Below are 19,395 nucleotides of genomic sequence, written 5' to 3'. Positions count from 1 at the left end.
TCGATAATCAATACATGCCGGCGGCATCTTCCGCGCGGGTGGATTTCTCCGGAGTCTGTGTCCATGTGGATCGTCCGAGTCGCCCTGCGGCGGCCCTACACCTTCATCGTGCTCGCTGTCATGCTGGTGCTGATGGGCATCTTCACGATCATGCGCACGGCCACGGACATCTTCCCGGCCATCCGCATTCCCATCGTGGCGGTGATCTGGAATTACTCCGGCCTGCCGCCGGACGAGATCGCCAACCGCATCGTGTCCTTTTCGGAGCGCACGGCGCAAACGGTCGTCACGGGGGTCGAGCACACCGAATCTCAATCGGTGGGCGGGGTCTCGGTGGTGAAGTACTTCTTCCAGCCGAACGTGAACCCCGAACTGGCCGTGGCGCAGATCACGGCGGTGTCTCAGGCGGCCTTGCGCTTCACGCCCCAGGGCACGGCGCCGCCGTTCATCCTGTCGTACGACGCGTCCACCGTGCCCATCGTGCAACTGGCATTGAGCAGCGACACCCTGTCCGAAACCGAAATCTTCGACACCGGCAACACGGTCATTCGCACAGGCCTGGCGCCGGTGGCTGGCGCGGCCTTGCCCTTTCCCTTCGGTGGCAAGCAGCGCCAGATCCAGGTCGATCTGGACCCTGCCGCGTTGCGGTCCCGTGGCCTGTCGGCGCAAGACGTGACCAACGCCATCGGCAGCCAGAACCTGATCATCCCGGCCGGCACGCAGAAGATCGGCGACATCGAATACAACATCAAGCTCAACGCCAGCCCCACCACCGTGGCCGCACTCAATGACCTGCCCATCCGCAGTTTCAACGAGGGCGTGACCTATGTGCGCGACGTGGCCCATGTGCGCGACGGTTCGGCACCGCAGACCAACATCGTGCGCGTCGATGGCCAGCGCGCCGTGCTGATGAGCGTGCTCAAGACAGGCAGCGCCTCCACGCTCAGCATCATCGACCAGATCCGCGGCCTGCTGCCCAACATCCAGGCCGGCCTGCCGCGCGACTTCAGCATCAAGATGCTGGGCGACCAGTCGAAATTCGTGCGCGCCGCGGTCGATGGGGTGATCCATGAAGGCGTGATCGCGGCGGCCCTGACGGCGCTGATGATCCTGCTGTTTTTGGGCTCGTGGCGCAGCACGCTCATCATCACCATCTCGATCCCGCTGTCGGTGATCGCGTCCATCGTGATCCTGTCGTGGCTGGGCGAGACCATCAACATCATGACCCTGGGCGGCCTGGCGCTGGCCGTGGGCATCCTGGTGGACGATGCCACGGTGGCCATCGAGAACATCAACTGGCACCTCGAGCAAGGCAAGCCGGTGGAGCAGGCGATCCTGGAAGGTGCCGAGCAGATCGCGGTGCCGGCCCTGGTGTCTACCTTGTGCATCTGCATCGTGTTCATCCCGATGTTCTTTTTGACGGGCATCGCGCGCTTCCTTTTCGTGCCCATGGCCGAGGCGGTGGTGTTCGCCATGCTGGCGTCCTACGTGCTCTCGCGAACCTTGATTCCCACCTTGGCCAAGTACTGGTTGAAACCGCACGACGCCGATGCCCACACGCGCGCACCCAGCGGCGTGTTCGCGGCCTGCGTGCGTTTCCAGCGCGGCTTCGAGCACCGCTTCACGCACGTGCGCCAGCGTTATCACCATGTGCTCGAAAGTGCGCTGACGCACCCGAAGCGCTTTGCGACCGTGTTCATGACGGGTGTGCTGCTGTGCTTCGTGCTGCTGCCCATGCTGGGCCGCGACTTCTTCCCCTCGGTCGATTCGGGCCAGATCAAGTTGCACCTGCGCGCGCCCAGCGGCACGCGCATCGAGACCACCGCGCAAATCAGCGACCGGGTCCAGGCGGTGATCCGCCAGGTCATCCCCGCGCACGAGATCAGCAGCATGGTGGACAACCTGGGCCTGCCCTACAGCGGCATCAACCTGACCTACAGCAGCTCGGCGCCCATCGGCCCGGGTGATGCCGACATCCTGATCGCCCTGTCCGAAGACCACCAGCCCACGGCCGACCACGTGCGCGAGTTGCGCCAGCGTTTGAACGAGAAGTTCCCGGGTGTGACCTTCTCCTTCCTGCCCGCCGACATCGTCAGCCAGATCCTGAACTTCGGCCTGCCCGCACCTTTCGACATCCAGGTCACCGGCTACAACGTCAAGGCCAACATGGACTGGATGAACCAGCTGCTGGCCAAGCTGCGCCAGGTGCCCGGCGCGGTCGACGTGCGCATCCACCAGGCGCTCGACTATCCCCAGTTCTTCGTCGACGTGGACCGCACCAACGCGCAGCGCCTGGGCCTGCAGCAGCGCGATGTGGCCTCCAACCTGCTGGTGTCCTTGTCGGGCAGCTTCCAGACCAACCCGACCTTCTGGATGGACCCGCGCAGCGGCATCCAGTACAACATCGCCACGCAGACGCCGCAATTGCGCATGCAATCGCTCAACGACCTGGCCACCTTGCCCGTGACTTCGGCCAATGCGCCCGAGCCGCAGGTGCTGGCCAACCTGGCGACCTTCAAACGTGGCGTGGGGCCGGCGGTGGTCAGCCACTACAACGCCTTGCCCACGCTGGACATCTACGGCTCGGTGCAGGACACCGACCTGGGCTCGGTGGCCGATGAGTTGTACCGCCTGGTGGGCGAGGCCAAGAAGGACCTGCCCAAGGGGTCGCAGGTGAACGTGCGCGGCCAGGTCCAGACCATGACCTCGTCCTTCAACGGCCTGCTGCTGGGCCTGGCCGGCGCCATCGTGCTGGTTTACCTTCTCATCGTCATCAACTTCCAGAGCTGGCTCGATCCCTTGATCATCATCAGCGCCTTGCCGGCCGCGCTGGCGGGCATCGTGGTGATGTTGTTCCTCACGCACACCACCATCAACGTGCCAGCCTTGACGGGCGCCATCATGTGCATGGGCGTGGCCACCGCCAACAGCATCCTGATCGTGAGCTTCGCGCGTGAGCGGCTGGACCACGGCATCCCCGCCTTGCGTGCCGCATTGGAAGCCGGCTTCACGCGCTTCCGCCCCGTGCTGATGACGGCGCTGGCCATGGTCGTGGGCATGGTGCCCATGGCCCTGGGCTTTGGCGAAGGTGGCGAGCAGAACGCGCCGCTGGGCCGCGCGGTCATCGGCGGCCTGCTTTTCGCCACCGTGGCCACGCTCTTTTTCGTCCCGATTGTGTTTTCCCTTGTGCACGGCCGCCGCTCTGGCGACGCCGTGGCGTCCTGATCCGGAAGGTCACCATGCGACTTCATCCCAACCCTGCGTCTCGCGTTTCCCGCAGCACAGGCCTGTCCCTGCCGGTGCTGCTGACCGCCGTCGTGCTGCTGTCCCTGGTGGGTTGGCGCCTGTTCAGCACGGTGCAGGCCAAGGACGCCTTGCGCGAAGCGACCCAAGGCGCCTCCAAGCCGACGGTGCTGGTCACCGCGCCCTCGAAGGGTCAGTCGACCGAAGACCTGGTGCTGCCCGGCACCGTGCAGGCCTGGTCCGACGCGCCCATTTATGCGCGCACCAGTGGCTACCTCAAGCGCCGCCTGGTGGACATCGGCGATGCCGTCAAGGCTGGCCAGTTGCTGGCCGAAATCGACGCGCCCGAGGTGGATCAGCAATTGCGTCAGGCCGAGGCCGAGCTGGCCGTGGCCGAGGCCACCAGCAAGGTCGCGCAAGGCACGGCCGAGCGCTACAAGCAGTTGCTGGCCACGCAGTCTGTGGCGCCGCAAGATGCAGAAGACCGCATCGGCGATGGCCTGGCCAAGGCCGCCGCGGTGACCTCGGCGCGCGCCAATGTGCAGCGCCTGCGCGAGCTGCAGGGTTTCGCCCGCGTGACCGCGCCCTTCGATGGCGTGGTCACCGCGCGCAACACCGATGTGGGGGCGCTGGTCGTGGCCGGTGGCGCCTCGGGCCAGGCCTTGTTCCACGTCTCGTCCACCCGCAAGCTGCGCGTCTATGTCGAGACCCCGGAAAGTCTGGCCACAGGCATCGCCCCTGGCCTGAACGCCGACCTGCGTTTCGTGTCGCAGCCTGGCAAGAGTTTCCCGGCCAAGGTCATGGCCACCTCGACCGCCATCTCGGCCAGCACGCGCACGCTGTTGACACAACTGGAGATCGACAATGCGGCCGGCACCCTGCTGCCCGGTGCCTATGCCGAGGTGCACTTCAAGCTGCCTTTGCGCGTGGACACCTTGCGCGTGCCGGGCAATGCCCTGCTGTTCCGCGCCGATGGCCTGAGCGTGGTCACCGTCGATGCGCAAGACACGCTGCAGATCAAGACCATCACGCAAGGCCGCGACTTCGGCAAGGAGGTCGAAGTGTTGAGCGGCCTTCAGCCCACTGACCGCATCGTGCTCAACCCGCCTGATTCAGCCTTGAGCGGCACGCCGGTCCGCGTGACCGTGTTCGCGCCCAAGGCGGCACCGGGGAGCGCGGCCAAGTGAAGGGGCACCGCACGCCCTTCATCGCCGTGACGGCGCTGGTGCTGGCCGCGTTGTCGGCCTGCTCGATGGCGCCCGTCTACCAGCGGCCCGAGGTGGCCCAGCCCGCCGCTTTCCAGGAGATCCCGCCGGGTTGGCAGGCTGCCCAGCCCGCCGATGACCAGGCGCGTGGCGATTGGTGGAGGCGCTTTGGCGATGACACCCTGAACACGCTGCAGGCCCGCGTGACCGTGTCCAACCAGAACCTCAAGGCCGCGCTGGCACGTTACGACCAGGCCCGGGCCTTGGCGGACATCGCCCGCGCGCCCTCGCTGCCGCTGTTGAACGCCACGGTTTCGGCCACGCGCGCACGCGCCTCGCAGAACTCGGCCAAGGCCCCGGCCGGATCGCCCTTGAGCAGCGACCACAGCCTGGGCCTGAACCTGTCGTACGAGCTGGACCTGTGGGGCCGCGTGCGCAACGCCGCGCAGTCGGGCGATGCCCGCGTGCAGGCCAGCGCCGCCGACCTGGAGGCTTTGCGCCTGAGCCTGCAGGCCGAACTGGCCAGCAACTACTTCGCCTTGCGCGGCCAGGAACGCATGGCCCAATTGCTGGGCCATGTGCTCGACGCCTACGAGCAAGCGCTGGCCCTGACCCAACGCCGCTTCGACGGGGGTCTGGTGACCGGATTGGACGTGGACCAGGCGCGGCTCCAACTGGAGAACACCCGCACCACCCTGGCCGATGTGCAGCTCAAGCGCGCGCAATTGGTCCACGCCATCGCCGTGCTGGTGGGCGAGCCCGCGCCAGGCTTCGGTGTGCCGGGTGGCGACTTCCCCAAGGCGGCGCTGGATGCCCGCATCCAGGCTGGCCTGCCTTCATCGTTGCTGGAACGCCGGCCCGACGTGGCCGCCGCCGAGCGCCGCGTCTTCGCCGCCAATGCCGACATTGGCGTGGCCCGCGCGGCCTACTACCCGACCTTCAGCATCGGGGGCACCTTGGGCCTCCAGTCCGCCGCCTCGTCCAACTGGTTCGAGGCACCCAGCCGCTTCTGGTCCGTGGGCCCGCAGGCCTTGCTCAACCTGTTCGATGGCGGCCGCACCGATGCCAACATCCGGGTTTCGCGCGCTGCCTTCGACGAGGCCGCCGCCAACTACCGCCAGACGGTGCTGACCGCCTACCGCGAGGCCGAAGACAGCTTGGCCGCCGTGCGCCAACTCGACCTCGAATCCATCAGCCAGCAAGCTGCCGAAGCCGCTGCCACGCGCGCACTGGCCCAATCGCGCCGCCAGTACGACAGCGGCCTGGTCACCTACCTCTCGGTGGTCACCGCGCAGACCGCTTTGCTGCAAGCCAGCCAGGCTGGGGTAAACATCGAGGTTGCTCGCCTCAATGCGCGGGTCCAATTGATCAAGGCCCTGGGCGGTGACTGGCATGCCCCACCACCCGACACCCAGGCCCGCCATTGAACCGAGACCGCCCCTTTTCGAGATGAACCTTCCCCGCCTGTGCATGCGCGACCAGATTCGCGACGTCGTGGTGTCGCGCATCCAGGATGGCACTTACGCACCCGGTGCCCGGCTGAAAGAGCTGGAGTTGGCCGGCGAGTTCCAGGTCAGCCAGGCACCTGTGCGCGAGGCCCTGCGCGAGCTTGAATCCCTGGGCCTGGTGCAGTCAGAGCGTTACCGTGGCACCTATGTGCGCCACATCACCCCGCAGGAAACCCGCGAGGCCTACCAGTTGCGCGCCTGCATGGAAGAGACCGCCGCGCAACTGGCCGTGCCGGCGTCGATGGAAGACCTGGCCTTGCTGCAGGCCGATGTCGATGCCGTGGTCGTGGCCGCCTGGGCCAAGGACCTGGAGGCCTTTGCCCGGCACAACCTGGCCTTCCACCGCCGCATCATCTGCATGTCCGGCAACGGCGTGATGCTGCGCGTGTGGGATTCGCTGGGCTGGGAGGTGCGCGCGCGCATGGCCATCCAGGTGGTGCACGAAGACAGCCGCTTCAACGACGCGGTGGCCGAGCACCAGACCATCGTTGATTTGCTGAAGGCTGGCGATGGCACCGGCGCGGGGAAGGTGCTGCGCCACCACAACGAGACCTTCCTGGACAGCATCGACGTGCCCCGCCCACGGACGAAACCAAGCGCGAAACAAAACGATACCTAGCGAGACCGCGTTGAAACCCGGCATGGCCCGTGTTTTCCGATGATGGAGGCATCAACCACCAAGGATGCTTCACATGAATCCCTTCCACGCCCTCGTTCACGCTCACCGTCGCCATTCCGCCCACCATCACCATCGCCATGAAGACGGCGCCTCTTCTTTCGCCGACCACCTGGCTGGCAAACTGAGCCACCGTCTCGACCTCAACGGCGAACAGCAGGCCAAGCTCGAAACCCTGCTCTCGGCCGTGCAGCAACAACGCCAGGCCCTGCGCCGCGAAGCCCTGTTCGAGGACATCACCGGCCTGCTCGCCGGCAGCACCCTGGACCGCGCTGCCACCCGCCAACTGGTGGATGAACGCCTGGCCACCGCGCAAGCCGCCGTGCCCGCCCTGGTCGACGCCCTGGCCGATTTCTACGACACGCTCGACGCCGAGCAGCAGCAGGCCCTGCGCTTCGTGATGCGCTTGCGCCGACGCGGCTTTGGCCGTTTCGGCCGCCGCGGCGAGCAATGATGGCCAGCCGGGAGTGCCGCCAGGCGCCCGGCACCTTCGCTCCCCGCATCGACCGCAACCGGTGCGAAGGCAAAGGCGATTGTGTCGACGTCTGCCCTGTCCAGGTCTTCAGCCTGGGTGTTTTGCCCGCCGACGAGCGCGTGGGCCTGTCCTTGCGAGGTCGCCTCAAGGGATGGGCCCATGGCTGGCAGCAGGCCTTCACGCCCAACTTGGAAGCCTGCGAGGCCTGCGGACACTGTGTCCGCGCCTGCCCGGAAGACGCCATCACCCTGGTGCGCGTCGGCTCCGGGCACAATCACCCACACCATGCCCCGCATCCTGCTGATCGATGACGACGAAGCGCTGGCCCCGCCGCTCGCGCAGTACCTGGCCCGCTTCGATTTCGAGCTGGTGGCCGCCGTGCGGCCCAGCGAAGGCCTGCAACGCCTGCAGACCGAGTCCTTCGACGCCTTGATCCTGGACGGCATGCTGCCCGAGGTCGATGGCTTCGAGTTCTGCAAACGCTTGCGTGCCGGCAACGAGGCGTGGCGCCACCTGCCCGTGCTGATGCTGAGCGCGCGCGGCGACCTGACCGACCGCGTGGTCGGCCTGGAACTGGGCGCCGACGACTACCTCGCCAAGCCCTTCGAGCCGCGCGAGCTGGCGGCCCGCCTGCAAAGCCTGCTGCGCCGCGCCCTTCAGCCCAGCCGCGGCCTGGCCGCGCAAGGCACCGCCAAGCTCAAGCGCTTCGATGGCTTGAACATCGACCTGGACCGGCGCGAAGTGCGGGTTGCCAACGAAGCCCGCGAGGCCACCGTCGACCTCACCAGCACCGAATACGAGCTGCTCCTGATGCTGGCCACCCAGCCCGGCAAGGTCTTCGGCCGCGACGAGATCCTCAATCACTTGCGCGGCCAGGAGGCCGACCTGTACACGCGTTCGGTCGACATCCTGGTCAGCCGCCTGCGCAAGAAGCTCGCGCCGCTGGACGCCGTCAAGACCCTGCGCAACGCCGGCTACTGCCTGGCCCTGGCGCCCCGAGCCTGAGGACGAATCACCATGTTCAACCGACACGACCGCATGGCCCGCCACGAGCGGCGCCTGCGCCGACATTTCGAGGCCCATGGCCTGCGCTGGCAACACCCGGCCGACCGCGATGAGTGGCTCAAGGCGCACCATGCCTTCCACGAGTTGCGCTGGCACCGATATTCGCTGCACCGGCGCTTTCGCCATTCGCTGGGCGCGCGGCTGGCCTTCATCTTCCTGCTGCTGGGTGGCGCGGGCGGCCTGCTGGTCTACCAGACCGTGCAGCAACACCTGGGTTGGGGCTGGATGCTGGCGGGCCTGTGGCTGATCACCTTGCTGGCCTATGGCAGCATCCGCCGCATGCTCTGGCCTTTGCGCGCCTTGTCGCATGGCGCGGCCGCCTTTGGACGGGGCGAGCTGTCGCACCGCATCCGCGTGTTCCACCGCGACGAGATCGGCGACGTGGCCGACCGTTTCAACCAGATGGCCGACGACATTCAAGCCATGCTCGATGCCAAGCGTGAACTGCTGCTGTCCATCAGCCACGAGTTGCGCAGCCCCTTGACCCGCGCCCGCCTCAATGCCGAGCTGATGGACGAAGGCCCATCGCAGCAGGCCGTGGTGAAAGAGTTGGGCGAGATGCGCGACCTGATCGAAGACCTGCTGGAACGCGAGCGCCTGGATTCTGGCCACAGTGCCCTTCGCCTGGAAGAGGCCCATTGGCCGGCTTTGGTCGATGAACTCTTGCAACGCCGATTTGCCGGGGCCATGAGCGGTGGTCAGCTGCGGGCCGACCTGGCCGATGGGCTGCCGGCCATGCGCCTGGACATCACCCGTGTGCAGGTATTGCTGGGCAATCTGCTGGACAACGCCTTGCGCCACCACGATGCCGCGCAAGGCCCCGTGGTGCTGACGGTGGCCGAATCGGAAACCGGTGGCGTGCGCCTCACCGTTCGCGACCGGGGCCCAGGCGTGCCCGACGATGCCCTGCCCAAGCTGGGCCAACCCTTCTTCAGGCCCGATTCCGCCCGCACGCGTGGCAGCGGTGGCGTGGGCCTGGGCCTCAGCCTGTGCAAGCAGATCGCGCAGGCACATGGTGGCACCTTGACCTTGCGCAACGCGCAGCCTGGTCTGGAGGCCGGCGTCGAGTTGCCGGTGAACGTGAAAGGCTAGGCCGCTGCCACGGCCTTGGCGGGCCGTGCCGCCACGAAGGCCCCGATGGACACCAACACCAGGCCGGCGATCAGCTCGGGGGTCAAAGGCTCGTCCAGCAAGGGGGCGGCCGCCACGCCGGCCAGCACCGGCACCAGCGCGATCAACGCCCCGGTGCGCGCGGGTCCGATGGTGGACACGGCCTTGAGGAACAGCAGCATGGCCACGATGGTCGCCCCGACCCCCTGGTACAGCCCCTGCAGCAAGATGGTCGACAGCGGTGCGGCGGCCAGGTTGCGCGGCAGCAGCGCGACGTAAATCGGCAGGTACAGCGCCGCCGAGCCGATGGCCAGCACGCGCGTCAGCACCCAGGGGTGGAAGCCCCAGCGCCGGGCCAGCACGCTGTACAAGGCCCAGACCACCGACGATGTGAAGAAGAGCAGGTCGCCCAGCAACACCTGCCGGTCCCAATCCCCATGCACGAACGATGGCGAAGCCACACAGAGCACGCCCATCCCGATCGGCAACAAGCCCAGCAACTGCTGGCGTTGCACACGCGTGCCCAGCAACATCCAGCCCACCAGTGGGATCAGAAAAGGTTGGATGCCCGGCAGCAGGATGCCCGCGTGGCTGGCCGGGGCGTACTTGAAGCCCGCGTACACCGCCAGCCCGTAGACCACGCCTCCGCTCAAGGTCAGCGCCCACAGGCGCGGGTTGCGCCAACTGCCCTCGGGCAGGCTGCCCACGAAGGGCAACAACAGGATGGCCGCGAACCCCAGCCTCAGGGCCAGCACGTCGAAGGGCGTGAGCGCGCTCTTGCCGCCCAGGCGCGAGACGACGATGAAGCCCGACCAGATGGCCACGGTGCCGATGGCGGCCAGGTAGCCCTGGACTTGTTCGCGTTGATTCATGGAGGGATCGCTGGTGCCGAGGGCCGCAGCTTAACCAGCCGTGTCCAGCCTGGCTGGCGAATGGCCTTGTCAGGCCGGTTGGGGAGCTTTTGGCAGGTACAGCGCCAGGGCCTGGGCCAGGTCCTGAGGCCTGAAAGGCTTGCCCAGCTGGCCGTTCATGCCAGCCTCCCGGCAGCGGTCGCCGCAGGCCTCCGTGCCATTGGCCGTCAGCGCGACGATGCTGACAGGGGACAAGCCCGTGTGGCGCTCGCGCGCGCGGATCTGCCGGGTGGCTTCGTAGCCATCCATCACCGGCATCTCGCAATCCATCAGCACCAGGTCGGCCTGCTGTCGTGCCAGCCAATCGACGGCCTCGCGGCCATTGACGACCATGCTCACCTTGACCCCCAGCAATTGCAGCTCGGCCTGGGCCACCAGCGCGTTCACCGGGTTGTCCTCGACCAGGAGGACGTGGGCCTCGCGCAGGCCTTCCTGTCTGGGTTGGCGGAGGCTGGAGGCTTCGGTCATGGCATCGATGCTGGCCAGTGCAGCGGGCTGGCTGGGCTGCTGGTCGGGCACGGTGGGCAAGGGCAGGTGGAAGGTGAATGTCGAGCCCAGGCCGACTTCGCTGTGGCAGGTCAGCTCGCCGCCCATGGCCCGGCACAGTTCGCGTGAAATGGCCAGGCCCAGGCCCGTGCCGCCCGCGCGGCGCTGGTAGGTGCCTTCGGCCTGGTGGAAGGCTTCGAAGATGCGGCTCTGCTCGTGCGAGGGGATGCCGATGCCCGAATCCTGGACATGGATGTGCACATGGCCGCTCTGGGCATCGCGCTTGGCGTGGACCCGCACGAAGCCCTTGGCCGTGAACTTGACCGCGTTGCCCAGCAGGTTGTGCAGCACCTGGCGGATGCGGACGGGGTCGCCGTTCACCATCTCGTCCCGGTCCAGGTCGAGTTCGACTTGCAGGGTCAGGCCGTTGTCGGAGGCGCTCACGCTGTTGGTGCCCGCCACTTCATTGAGCAAGGCATGCAGCTTGAAGGGCCGTTCGTGCAAGGGCAGGTGGCCCGCCTCGATGCTGGAAAAGTCGAGGATGTCGTTGATGACGCTGACCAGGTGTTCGCCCGAGCTACGCACGAGGTCCAGCCTGTGCACGGCCTGCGCATCCTGCTCCCGTTGGCGCAGCAGGCGGACCAGGCCCAGCATGCCGTGCAGGGGCGTGCGCATCTCATGGCTCATGGTGGCCAGGAAGCGGCCCTTGGTGTCGCTCAGCATCTGGGCTTGCTTCAAGGCCTGGGCTTGCGCCTTGGCGACCTGTTCGCTCTGCAGGCGCAGCCGCGTGAGTTCGATGATGCGCAGGTTGGATCGGCGCGCCTCCAGGAGCAGGGCGAACGCCAGCCCCGTGGTCGCCAGGGCACAGAACCAGCCCAGCTTGTCGTGCCGTGTGGAGGCGTAGACCGCGTTGGGCAGCAGAATCGGGGTGACGAACAAAGTGGACGTCAGGGCATCGAAATGCAGCATGCAGGTGCCCAAGGCGGCCACGCCGATCAGCACGCCGATGCTCACCACCGCCACGTCCATCTCGTGGATGGGCGTGATGCCCCAGCCCAAGGCGCTCCAGGCGATGCCATCGAGGGTCGCGAGCACCCGGTAGATGCGCAGGTCGTGGGGGCCCACGGGCCGGCGGCCCAGGTCGCAGCGCCAGCAATCGGCCAGGCGGGCCCCGGAGATCAGCAGCCGCGTGGTGAACCACCCGATCAGGAGGCCCAGGGGCAGGCGGTCCTGCAGCACGGCCACCACGCCCAGTGCCGTCACCAGGCCGAGCAGCATCGAGAACGGCAGCATTTCATGCAGCGACCGCTGCCGGCTCTCGTTCACGCGCTTGTCCAGCTCGGGATCCAGCGAGGTGGTGTGCGGCAAGGACAGAGAGGGGCGGGAGGGCGAAATCACGGACTGCTGATGGCGTGAGTAAAACGTCGGGTATGCGGCTTTCAGTGTCGCCGTGCCTCGGTTTTTTGGGAAGGCGAGTGCGGCAGGCCAAATCGGCGCTTCATGACAAATTGCGGATTTACCCACCCCTGAATGAGGGGCGCCCAGGCGGCCGCCATGAGGGTTGTCGCCAACCCTGGCCCGGCAAGCCGATGCCACATCGGGTATCGTCGCCGCCATGCCCCACATCATCCAAGTCGATCGCCTGTCCAAGACCTACGCGTCCGGATTCCAGGCCCTCAAGAGCGTCCAGCTGGACATCCGCCGTGGCGAGATCCTGGCCCTGCTGGGGCCGAACGGCGCTGGCAAGACCACCCTGATCAGCATCATCTGCGGCATCGTCACCGCCAGCGAAGGCAGCGTGCGGGTCGATGGCCACGACAATGTCAAAGACTACCGGGCCGCGCGCGACCTGGTCGGCCTGGTGCCGCAGGAACTGACCACCGACGCCTTCGAAACCGTCTGGGACACGGTGTCCTTCAGCCGCGGCTTGTTCGGCAAGAAGGCCAGCCCGGCTTACATCGAGAAGGTGCTGAAGGACCTGTCCTTGTGGGACAAGAAGGACAACAAGATCATGGCCTTGTCCGGGGGCATGAAGCGCCGTGTGATGATCGCCAAGGCCCTGTCGCACGAGCCGCAGATCCTGTTCCTGGACGAGCCCACCGCCGGGGTGGACGTGAACCTGCGGCGCGACATGTGGAACCTGGTGCGCCAGCTGCAGAAGTCGGGCGTGACCATCATCCTGACCACGCATTACATCGAGGAAGCCCAGGAGATGGCCGACCGCATCGGCGTCATCAACAAAGGCGAGATGGTGCTGGTGGAAGACAAGGACGAGCTGATGCGCAAGCTGGGCAAGAAGCAACTGACCGTGCAATTGCTGCAGCCGCTGGCGCAGGTGCCCCCCGAGCTGGCCGGCTACGCGCTCACTTTGGCGGGTGAGGGCAAGGAGCTGACCTATGCCTACGATTCGCAGGACGACAACGTCGATGCGGGTGAACTGCTGGCGGCCTTGCAACAGGCCGGGCTCAAGTTCAAGGACATCCAGACGCGGCAAAGCTCGCTGGAAGACATCTTCGTCAACCTGGTGAAGGACCCCGCATGAACTGGCACGCCGTCAAGGCCATCTACGCGTTCGAGATGGCGCGCACCCGGCGCACGCTGATGCAGAGCATCATTTCGCCGGTCATCTCCACCTCGCTTTACTTCGTGGTGTTCGGCGCGGCCATCGGTTCGCGCATCCAGGAGGTCGATGGCATCAGCTACGGCGCTTTCATCGTGCCGGGCTTGATCATGCTGTCCCTGCTCACCCAGAGCATCTCCAACGCGTCTTTCGGCATCTACTTTCCCAAGTTCACCGGCACCATCTACGAGCTGCTGTCGGCGCCCATTTCCTACTTCGAGATCACGCTCAGTTACGTCGGGGCGGCGGCCACCAAGTCCCTGCTGCTGGGGCTGATCATCCTGGCCACCGCGGGGCTGTTCGTGCCCTTGCGGATCGAGCACCCGGTGTGGATGCTGCTGTTCCTGGTGCTCACCTCGGTCACCTTCAGCCTGGTGGGCTTCATCATCGGTTTGTGGGCCGATAACTTCGAGAAACTCCAGGTGGTGCCGCTGTTGATCGTCACGCCGCTGACCTTCCTGGGGGGCAGTTTCTATTCCATCAAGATGCTGCCCGAGGCCTGGCAGACCGTGGCGCTGTTCAACCCGGTGGTCTACCTGATCAGCGGCTTCCGCTGGAGCTTCTATGGCCTGGCCGACGTGGATGTGGGCATCAGCCTCGCCATGACGCTGGCCTTCATGCTGGTGTCGGTGGCCATCGTGGCCTGGATCTTCAAGACGGGCTACAAGCTGAAGAAGTGATGAGCAGCGCGCCGGCGTCGTCGAACGTCAAGACCTTCCTGCCTTGGGTGGTGGCCACGGCCCTGTTCATGGAGCAGCTGGACTCGACCATCGTCAACACGGCGGTACCCTCGATGGCGCTCAGCTTGAACGTCACGCCACTCAGCCTGAAGGCCGTGGTCACCAGCTACATCCTGGCGCTGGCGGTGTGCATTCCCATGAGCGGCTGGATGGCCGACCGCTTCGGCACGCGGCGGGTGTTCGCCACGGCCGTGGGCATTTTCACGGTCTCGTCCATTTTGTGCGGCCTGGCGGTGAACGTGCCCATGCTGGTGGCCACGCGCATCCTGCAGGGCATCGGCGCGGCCATGATGATGCCGGTGGGGCGCCTCACCATCATCCGCACCTTTCCCAAGTCGGAACTGCTGCGGGCGATGAACTTCGTCATCATCCCGGCCCTGATCGGGCCGCTGCTGGGGCCCACGGTGGGCGGGTTGATCGTGCACTGGTTGTCGTGGCGGGAGATCTTCTTCGTCAACGTGCCGGTGGGCCTGCTGGCCTTGTACCTGATCCACCGGCACATGCCCGACTACCGCGGCGAAGCGCCGCGTCCGCTCGATGTCGTGGGCCTGGTGCTGTTTGGCGCGGGCACGGCCTTGCTGTCCTGGTTGCTGGAGATCTTCGGCGACCACCGGCTGGACGTGACCTCGGCGGGTGTGCTGTTCATCCTGGCCTTCAGCCTGCTGGGGGCTTACTGGTGGCACGCGCGCCAGGCGCCGCACCCGCTGCTCCGCCTGGACCTGTTCACCGTGCGCACGTTCCGCGTGTCGGTGGTGGGCGGCTTCCTCACGCGTCTGGGCATTGGCGGCCTGCCTTTCCTCTTGCCCTTGTTGTACCAGTTGGGCCTGGGCCTGCCGGCCTGGCAATCCGGCCTGATGATGATGCCGACCGCGCTGGCCGCCATGGGCATGAAGCTGGTGGCCTCCAGGCTGCTGCGCCGCTTTGGCTACAAGCGCGTGCTGGTGGCCAACACCGTGATGATCGGGCTCACCATCGGCACCTATGCCCTGGTGGACTCGTCCACGCACCTGGCCACCATCGTGCTGATGAGCCTGGGCCTGGGCTTCTTCAATTCGCTGCAGTTTTCCAGCATGAACTCCATGGCCTATGCGGACATCGAGTCCAAGGATTCGAGCATGGCCAGCACCATCGCCAGTTCCTTGCAGCAGATGTCCATGAGCTTCGGCCTGGCCTGTGGATCGCTCATCACGGCCTGGTACCTGGGGGACCTGCCGCAGACCGAGCGTGCTTTTGTCACGAACGCCTTGCACCATGCCTTCCTGACCCTGGGCGGCCTGACCATCCTGTCTTCGCTCTCGTTCTGGACCTTGCGTTCCAGCGATGGCGAAAGCGTGACCCGGGGCGATGCGCCCGCCCGTGCCTAGGGCACGCACGGGTCCATTGCACCGCTTGAAAAGGACAGGAATCGCTCAAGCTTTGTCCGCCCGGGTCGATAAGGCCGTATGCGCCAAACGCTTGACCGTTTACTGGACACCTCCACGCCTGCCCAGCGCTGCCTGCTGGCGGTCTTGGTGTCGGTGCCGTGGTTCTGCATCTTCTGGATCGCCAACACGCTGGCCTTCTTCAACGCCGACATCTCTCGTGGCATCCGTCACGATGTGCTCCTGGCTTTGCAAGCCGGCCTGAGCGCCGTGCTGCTGGTGAGCTTCGTGATGGGGCGCTGGTTGTGGGCGCGGCGCAAGCTGGCCGATGCCGTGCCCCGCGCGAACATGACGGTCGCGACCAACATCGGTCTGGGCTACCTGATCCTGATGATCGCGGCGGGCACCTTCACCTCCAACATGAGCCTGGTGATGCTGGGCGTGGTCGCGGTGGGCCTTTTGCTGTTCAGCGTCGGGGTGGTCTTGCGGGTCATCATCCTGTGCGTGGCCATCTACATTGGCCAGGACGTGATGATCATGCTGGGCTGGATCCCCTACGCGCCGGCCATCACCGACCAGGCTTTCGAAGGCGGCTTGCCAAGCTGGTGGTGGTCCTTGTGGCGCGACACAGTGTTCTACGTCAGCTGGGCCATCATCCTGGGCCTGATCTTCCTGCTCTTTGCCAAACTGGACGCCCTGCACCTGCAACTGGCCAAGCTGTCGTACACCGACGTGCTCACGGGTCTGTCCAACCGCCGCTATTTCATGGAGCGCCTGACCGCCGAGTCACGCCGTTTTGCCCGTTCCGGCACGCCTTACAGCCTGGTGCTGGTGGACGTGGACCACTTCAAAAGCATCAATGACCGCTATGGCCACCATGCCGGCGATGAAGTCCTGCGCCGCCTGGCCCAGATCCTGATCGAAGGCGTGCGCACGCCCACCGACCAATCGGCCCGCATCGGTGGCGAAGAGTTCGCCGTGCTGTTGCCCGACACCTCGCTGGCCGCCACCGAAATCGTCTGCCGCCGCATTGCCGATGGCCTGCGCCGCCACACCTTCAACGTCAATGGCGAGGCCTTCCACCTGACCATCAGCATGGGCGTGGTCGAGTGCCGTGGCGAATCCATCGAGGCGGCCTGGCAGCAGGCCGACCGCAACCTGTACAAGGCCAAGCAAGGCGGCCGTGACCAGGCTGTTTATTCCACCGTGACGGGGGTGACGCCATGAGGTCGCTGGGTTCGGTGAAAACCTGGTTGGCGGAACAGTTGCTGGACCGCCGGCCTGTCATCAGTTGCCTGCTGTTCTCGGCAGGCGCCATCTCCTTGCTGATGGTGTTCGTGGGGCTGCAGACCTATGCCTTGCTCGATCCTCGGGCCCTGACGTTCTACCATCCCACCGCGCTGGTGGCTGGGCAAGCCTTCCTGGTGGCGGTGATCCTCGGCCTGGGCCTGGTGGCCCATTACTGCTGGGGCAAACGCAAAACCGAGGTGGCCTGCAACTGGCTGCCGGTGCTGACCGTCACACCCACCCTGGTCGTGCTGATGGGCCTGGCCGTGGCGCATGGCCTGAAGGACACGCCGATCAGTCTGGCGGTGCTGACGGCCATCATGCTCGGCCGCGCCCTGTTCGATTTCAGGGTCCTGGCCCCCAGCCTCATGATCGGTGCCGGCATGGTGCTCGCGCACGAGGTGTTGGTCCGCCTGGGGATGATGTCCTACGCGCCATTGCTGATCAAGCCGGTGTTCTCGGGCGGAGAGCTGGCCTGGTGGTGGCAGATCTGGTGCCGTGTCGTGTTGGACTTCTGCCTGGTGTCCTTCCTGGGCATGGTGCTCTTCCTGTTCGCCACGCTGGGCCAACGTCGGCGCGAGCTGGAGACCCTGGTCCGCACCGACATGCTGACCGGCCTGGCCAACCGCCGCACGTTCATGACCCAACTGGAGATCGAGTCGCACCGCCATGCGCGCTCCAAGCGTCCCTTCAGCCTGGTGATGTGCGACGTGGACCACTTCAAGAAGATCAACGACACCTGGGGCCACCCGGCCGGCGACGCCGTGCTGGTGGCCTTGGGCCGCATCCTCAAGAGCACCACGCGTGAGCAGATCGACACCGCGGCGCGCATCGGCGGCGAGGAGTTCGCCGTGCTCTTGCCCGAGACTGGCCTGGAGCAGGCGCAGCGCGTGGCCCAACTGATGTCTTCGGGGGTGCGCGCCCAGGTGTTCAGCTTCGATGGACAGCAGTTCAGCGTCACGCAGAGCGTGGGCGTGGCCCAGACCAACGATGGCGATGGCGACGCGGCCATGCGTTTGGCCGATGACAACCTGTACATCGCCAAACGCCAGGGGAGGGACCGGATCGTGGCGTCGATCGTGCAAGCCGCCGGGCAGGCGGATTCGCAAGTAGCCTGTTCGCTGAAGTGATTTCAGCCCACCGCGGGCCTGCGGTGGAACCAGGGGCGCGCTTCTTCCAGCTGGCGGGCCAACTGCAGCATTCCCACCTCGCTGTCCAGCGGGCCGACGAACTGCACGCCCAGGGGCAAGCCTTGCGGCGTCCAGTACAGCGGCACCGACATGGCGGGCCGGCCCGTGAGGTTGGCGACCAGCGTGTAAGGCGTCCAGGCCAGGGTCTTGAGGACCAGGGCGTCCAGGATGCCGGTGTAGCGCAGCAAGCCGGCCAGGCCGAAGGACAACAGCAAGCGTGAACCCAGCTCCAGCAAGGCGGGCGTGGCGTTCTGGCCGATGGGCAGGGCGGGGCCGTTCAAGGTCGGGGTCAGCCACAGGTCGTGCCGTTGGTGAAAATCGGCCAAGGCCCGCGTGTAGTCGTTCCAGCGCATCTGGCATTGCAGCAGCGCCGGGCCCGAAGTGGCGCGACCCACGGCCGCCATGATGCGGGTGTCGGTTTCAAAGTTGGAGCCGGACGCGCCTGTGCGTTCCCGGACCTCGTCCATGAACACGGCTTGCATGCAGAACCAGGCCTGCAGGAAATCCTTGGCCAGGGCCTGGCCATCCATGGCCGGTTCGGCGGGCTCGACCTGATGGCCCAAGGACCTCAACAATTGCACAGCGTCGTCCACCGCGGCCACGGCCTGGGAATCGACCGGGGTGCCCAGGGGCGATGCCGTGCTGAAGCCGATGCGCAGAGGACGTGGAGCTTGTGCCAGGGCGGCCAGGTAGCCGCCTTGGGGCAACTGGCTGGACGGTGGCATCCAGTAAGGAGCGTGTGGCTCCGGGCCTTGCAGCACGTCCAGCATGGCCGCGCTGTCGCGCACGCTGCGCGAGACCACGCCCTGCACGGCGGCCCCGAACAGGCCTTCGCTGATCAAAGGGCCGCTGGACACGCGGCCCCGTGCCGGCTTGAAACCAAACAGCCCGCAGGCAGCTGCCGGGATGCGGATCGATCCGCCGCCATCGTTGGCCCCCGCCACCGGAACGATGCCCGCGGCCACGGCCGACGCGGCGCCTCCCGATGAGCCACCGGGTGTGCGCCCCAGGTCCCAGGGATTGCGGGCGGGTCCCCAGTGGTCCGGCTCGGTCACGTTCTTGGACGCGAACTCCGGCGTGTTGGTCTGCCCGAAGATCACCAGCCCGGCCTGGCGCCAGCGCTTGACCACGTCGCTGTCTTCCGCCGCGGTCTGGTCGGTCATGGCGCGGTTGCCATAGCTGCAGGGCACGCCCGCGACTTCCTGGAGCAGGTCCTTGACGAGGAAGGGCACGCCGGCGAAGGGGCCGGACAGCGGCCCCGCTGCCAGGGCGCGCGCGGCCTCGTCCTGTCGGCGCACGACCGCGTTCAAGGCGGGGTTCACGGCGTCTGCGCGGGCCAGGGCGGCTTCCAGCAGTTCGCTGGGTGTCACGAGGCCCCGGGCCACCAGATCGGCCAGGGCCAGCGCATCGTGCGCCTGGTATTCGTCAAACGTCATGAAGCACTTTCGGTCGGGGCGAAGCCGGCATTCTAGGCAGTGGAACGTGCGGGCTTTCGCGGATACTGCCGGGGAGTGAACG

At 66.5% G+C, this 19,395-nt stretch carries 16 protein-coding genes; 13 read left to right on the top strand and 3 right to left on the bottom strand.

All coding sequences use genetic code 11. The annotated features are described in order from the left end of the window. The first annotated feature begins 63 nt into the window (after positions 1–63). The 8 genes from ACREB4_RS02415 to ACREB4_RS02380 all read left to right on the top strand — a co-directional run bounded on the left by ACREB4_RS02415 (position 64) and on the right by ACREB4_RS02380 (position 9,264). Positions 64–3,225, top strand: coding sequence for an efflux RND transporter permease subunit (locus ACREB4_RS02415; RefSeq protein WP_431586596.1), 3,162 nt, complete (start codon positions 64–66; stop codon positions 3,223–3,225). A 14-nt stretch (positions 3,226–3,239) separates the two neighbouring features. Continuing rightward, positions 3,240–4,430 (top strand): efflux RND transporter periplasmic adaptor subunit, encoded by a 1,191-nt coding sequence (locus ACREB4_RS02410; protein WP_431586595.1) that lies wholly within the window; start codon positions 3,240–3,242, stop codon positions 4,428–4,430. Beyond that, positions 4,427–5,875 carry an efflux transporter outer membrane subunit gene (locus ACREB4_RS02405; RefSeq protein ID WP_431586594.1) on the top strand — a complete coding sequence of 483 codons (1,449 nt, stop codon included), beginning with the start codon at positions 4,427–4,429 and terminating at the stop codon, positions 5,873–5,875. Before ACREB4_RS02410 ends, ACREB4_RS02405 begins: the two co-directional genes overlap by 4 nt. Positions 5,876–5,897: 22 nt before the next feature. After that, the gene (locus tag ACREB4_RS02400; RefSeq protein ID WP_431586593.1) at positions 5,898–6,575 is read left to right on the top strand and encodes a GntR family transcriptional regulator; all 678 of its coding nucleotides are present in this window, start codon (positions 5,898–5,900) and stop codon (positions 6,573–6,575) included. Positions 6,576–6,648: 73 nt separating this feature from the next. Beyond that, the gene (locus ACREB4_RS02395; protein ID WP_431586592.1) at positions 6,649–7,086 is read left to right on the top strand and encodes a Spy/CpxP family protein refolding chaperone; all 438 of its coding nucleotides are present in this window, start codon (positions 6,649–6,651) and stop codon (positions 7,084–7,086) included. Further along, positions 7,083–7,418, top strand: coding sequence for a 4Fe-4S dicluster domain-containing protein (locus ACREB4_RS02390; protein ID WP_431586591.1), 336 nt, complete (start codon positions 7,083–7,085; stop codon positions 7,416–7,418). The genes ACREB4_RS02395 and ACREB4_RS02390 overlap by 4 nt, the downstream gene beginning before the upstream one ends. After that, positions 7,393–8,112: a response regulator transcription factor gene (locus ACREB4_RS02385; RefSeq protein ID WP_431586590.1), complete on the top strand. Its 720-nt coding sequence runs from the start codon at positions 7,393–7,395 to the stop codon at positions 8,110–8,112. Before ACREB4_RS02390 ends, ACREB4_RS02385 begins: the two co-directional genes overlap by 26 nt. A gap of 12 nt (positions 8,113–8,124) precedes the next feature. Next, the gene (locus ACREB4_RS02380) at positions 8,125–9,264 is read left to right on the top strand and encodes a sensor histidine kinase (RefSeq protein ID WP_431586589.1); all 1,140 of its coding nucleotides are present in this window, start codon (positions 8,125–8,127) and stop codon (positions 9,262–9,264) included. Here the strand turns inward: ACREB4_RS02380 and ACREB4_RS02375 are convergent. Together ACREB4_RS02375 and ACREB4_RS02370 are read right to left on the bottom strand one after the other, a co-directional pair. Further along, complete coding sequence (locus ACREB4_RS02375) at positions 9,261–10,154, bottom strand: DMT family transporter (RefSeq protein WP_431586588.1); 894 nt, start codon at positions 10,152–10,154, stop codon at positions 9,261–9,263. The two genes, ACREB4_RS02380 and ACREB4_RS02375, sit on opposite strands and share 4 nt — an antisense overlap. Positions 10,155–10,223: 69 nt before the next feature. Beyond that, a complete protein-coding gene (locus ACREB4_RS02370; protein ID WP_431586587.1) occupies positions 10,224–12,077 on the bottom strand; it encodes an ATP-binding protein in 1,854 nt (617 codons plus the stop codon). 217 nt (positions 12,078–12,294) lie between these two features. Between ACREB4_RS02370 and ACREB4_RS02365 the strand changes: the two genes are divergently transcribed. From ACREB4_RS02365 to ACREB4_RS02345, 5 genes are all read left to right on the top strand, one after another. Continuing rightward, a complete protein-coding gene (locus ACREB4_RS02365; RefSeq protein ID WP_431586586.1) occupies positions 12,295–13,221 on the top strand; it encodes an ABC transporter ATP-binding protein in 927 nt (308 codons plus the stop codon). After that, entirely contained in the window at positions 13,218–13,979 is a 762-nt protein-coding gene (locus ACREB4_RS02360; RefSeq protein WP_431586585.1) for an ABC transporter permease, read from the top strand. The genes ACREB4_RS02365 and ACREB4_RS02360 overlap by 4 nt, the downstream gene beginning before the upstream one ends. Further along, a complete protein-coding gene (locus ACREB4_RS02355; protein WP_431586584.1) occupies positions 13,979–15,403 on the top strand; it encodes a DHA2 family efflux MFS transporter permease subunit in 1,425 nt (474 codons plus the stop codon). The genes ACREB4_RS02360 and ACREB4_RS02355 overlap by 1 nt, the downstream gene beginning before the upstream one ends. Positions 15,404–15,481: 78 nt before the next feature. After that, positions 15,482–16,627, top strand: a complete 1,146-nt coding sequence (locus tag ACREB4_RS02350; protein WP_431586583.1) for a GGDEF domain-containing protein — start codon at positions 15,482–15,484, stop codon at positions 16,625–16,627. Then, positions 16,624–17,817 carry a GGDEF domain-containing protein gene (locus ACREB4_RS02345; protein ID WP_431586582.1) on the top strand — a complete coding sequence of 398 codons (1,194 nt, stop codon included), beginning with the start codon at positions 16,624–16,626 and terminating at the stop codon, positions 17,815–17,817. The genes ACREB4_RS02350 and ACREB4_RS02345 overlap by 4 nt, the downstream gene beginning before the upstream one ends. A gap of 2 nt (positions 17,818–17,819) precedes the next feature. On the opposite strand, the gene ACREB4_RS02340 is transcribed toward ACREB4_RS02345, so the two are convergent. Next, a complete protein-coding gene (locus ACREB4_RS02340; protein WP_431586581.1) occupies positions 17,820–19,313 on the bottom strand; it encodes an amidase in 1,494 nt (497 codons plus the stop codon). Positions 19,314–19,395: the final 82 nt, after the last annotated feature.

This window comes from Aquabacterium sp. (genome assembly GCF_050725395.1).
In the GTDB taxonomy this organism is placed as follows: Bacteria; Pseudomonadota; Gammaproteobacteria; order Burkholderiales; family Burkholderiaceae_C; genus Aquabacterium.
Note: the sequence above shows the minus strand (reverse complement) of the source record. Positions and strands in the feature narration are given on the sequence as shown.

Bases quoted from the DNA above. Each gene is read 5' to 3' on its own strand.
- ACREB4_RS02415 (WP_431586596.1), top strand. From the start codon at position 64: ATGTGGATCGTCCGAGTCGCCCTGCGGCGGCCCTACACCTTCATCGTG.
- ACREB4_RS02410 (WP_431586595.1), top strand. From the start codon at position 3,240: ATGCGACTTCATCCCAACCCTGCGTCTCGCGTTTCCCGCAGCACAGGC.
- ACREB4_RS02400 (WP_431586593.1), top strand. From the start codon at position 5,898: ATGAACCTTCCCCGCCTGTGCATGCGCGACCAGATTCGCGACGTCGTG.
- ACREB4_RS02395 (WP_431586592.1), top strand. From the start codon at position 6,649: ATGAATCCCTTCCACGCCCTCGTTCACGCTCACCGTCGCCATTCCGCC.
- ACREB4_RS02390 (WP_431586591.1), top strand. From the start codon at position 7,083: ATGATGGCCAGCCGGGAGTGCCGCCAGGCGCCCGGCACCTTCGCTCCC.
- ACREB4_RS02385 (WP_431586590.1), top strand. From the start codon at position 7,393: ATGCCCCGCATCCTGCTGATCGATGACGACGAAGCGCTGGCCCCGCCG.
- ACREB4_RS02380 (WP_431586589.1), top strand. From the start codon at position 8,125: ATGTTCAACCGACACGACCGCATGGCCCGCCACGAGCGGCGCCTGCGC.
- ACREB4_RS02375 (WP_431586588.1), bottom strand. From the start codon at position 10,154: ATGAATCAACGCGAACAAGTCCAGGGCTACCTGGCCGCCATCGGCACC.
- ACREB4_RS02365 (WP_431586586.1), top strand. From the start codon at position 12,295: ATGCCCCACATCATCCAAGTCGATCGCCTGTCCAAGACCTACGCGTCC.
- ACREB4_RS02360 (WP_431586585.1), top strand. From the start codon at position 13,218: ATGAACTGGCACGCCGTCAAGGCCATCTACGCGTTCGAGATGGCGCGC.
- ACREB4_RS02355 (WP_431586584.1), top strand. From the start codon at position 13,979: ATGAGCAGCGCGCCGGCGTCGTCGAACGTCAAGACCTTCCTGCCTTGG.
- ACREB4_RS02350 (WP_431586583.1), top strand. From the start codon at position 15,482: ATGCGCCAAACGCTTGACCGTTTACTGGACACCTCCACGCCTGCCCAG.
- ACREB4_RS02345 (WP_431586582.1), top strand. From the start codon at position 16,624: ATGAGGTCGCTGGGTTCGGTGAAAACCTGGTTGGCGGAACAGTTGCTG.
- ACREB4_RS02340 (WP_431586581.1), bottom strand. From the start codon at position 19,313: ATGACGTTTGACGAATACCAGGCGCACGATGCGCTGGCCCTGGCCGAT.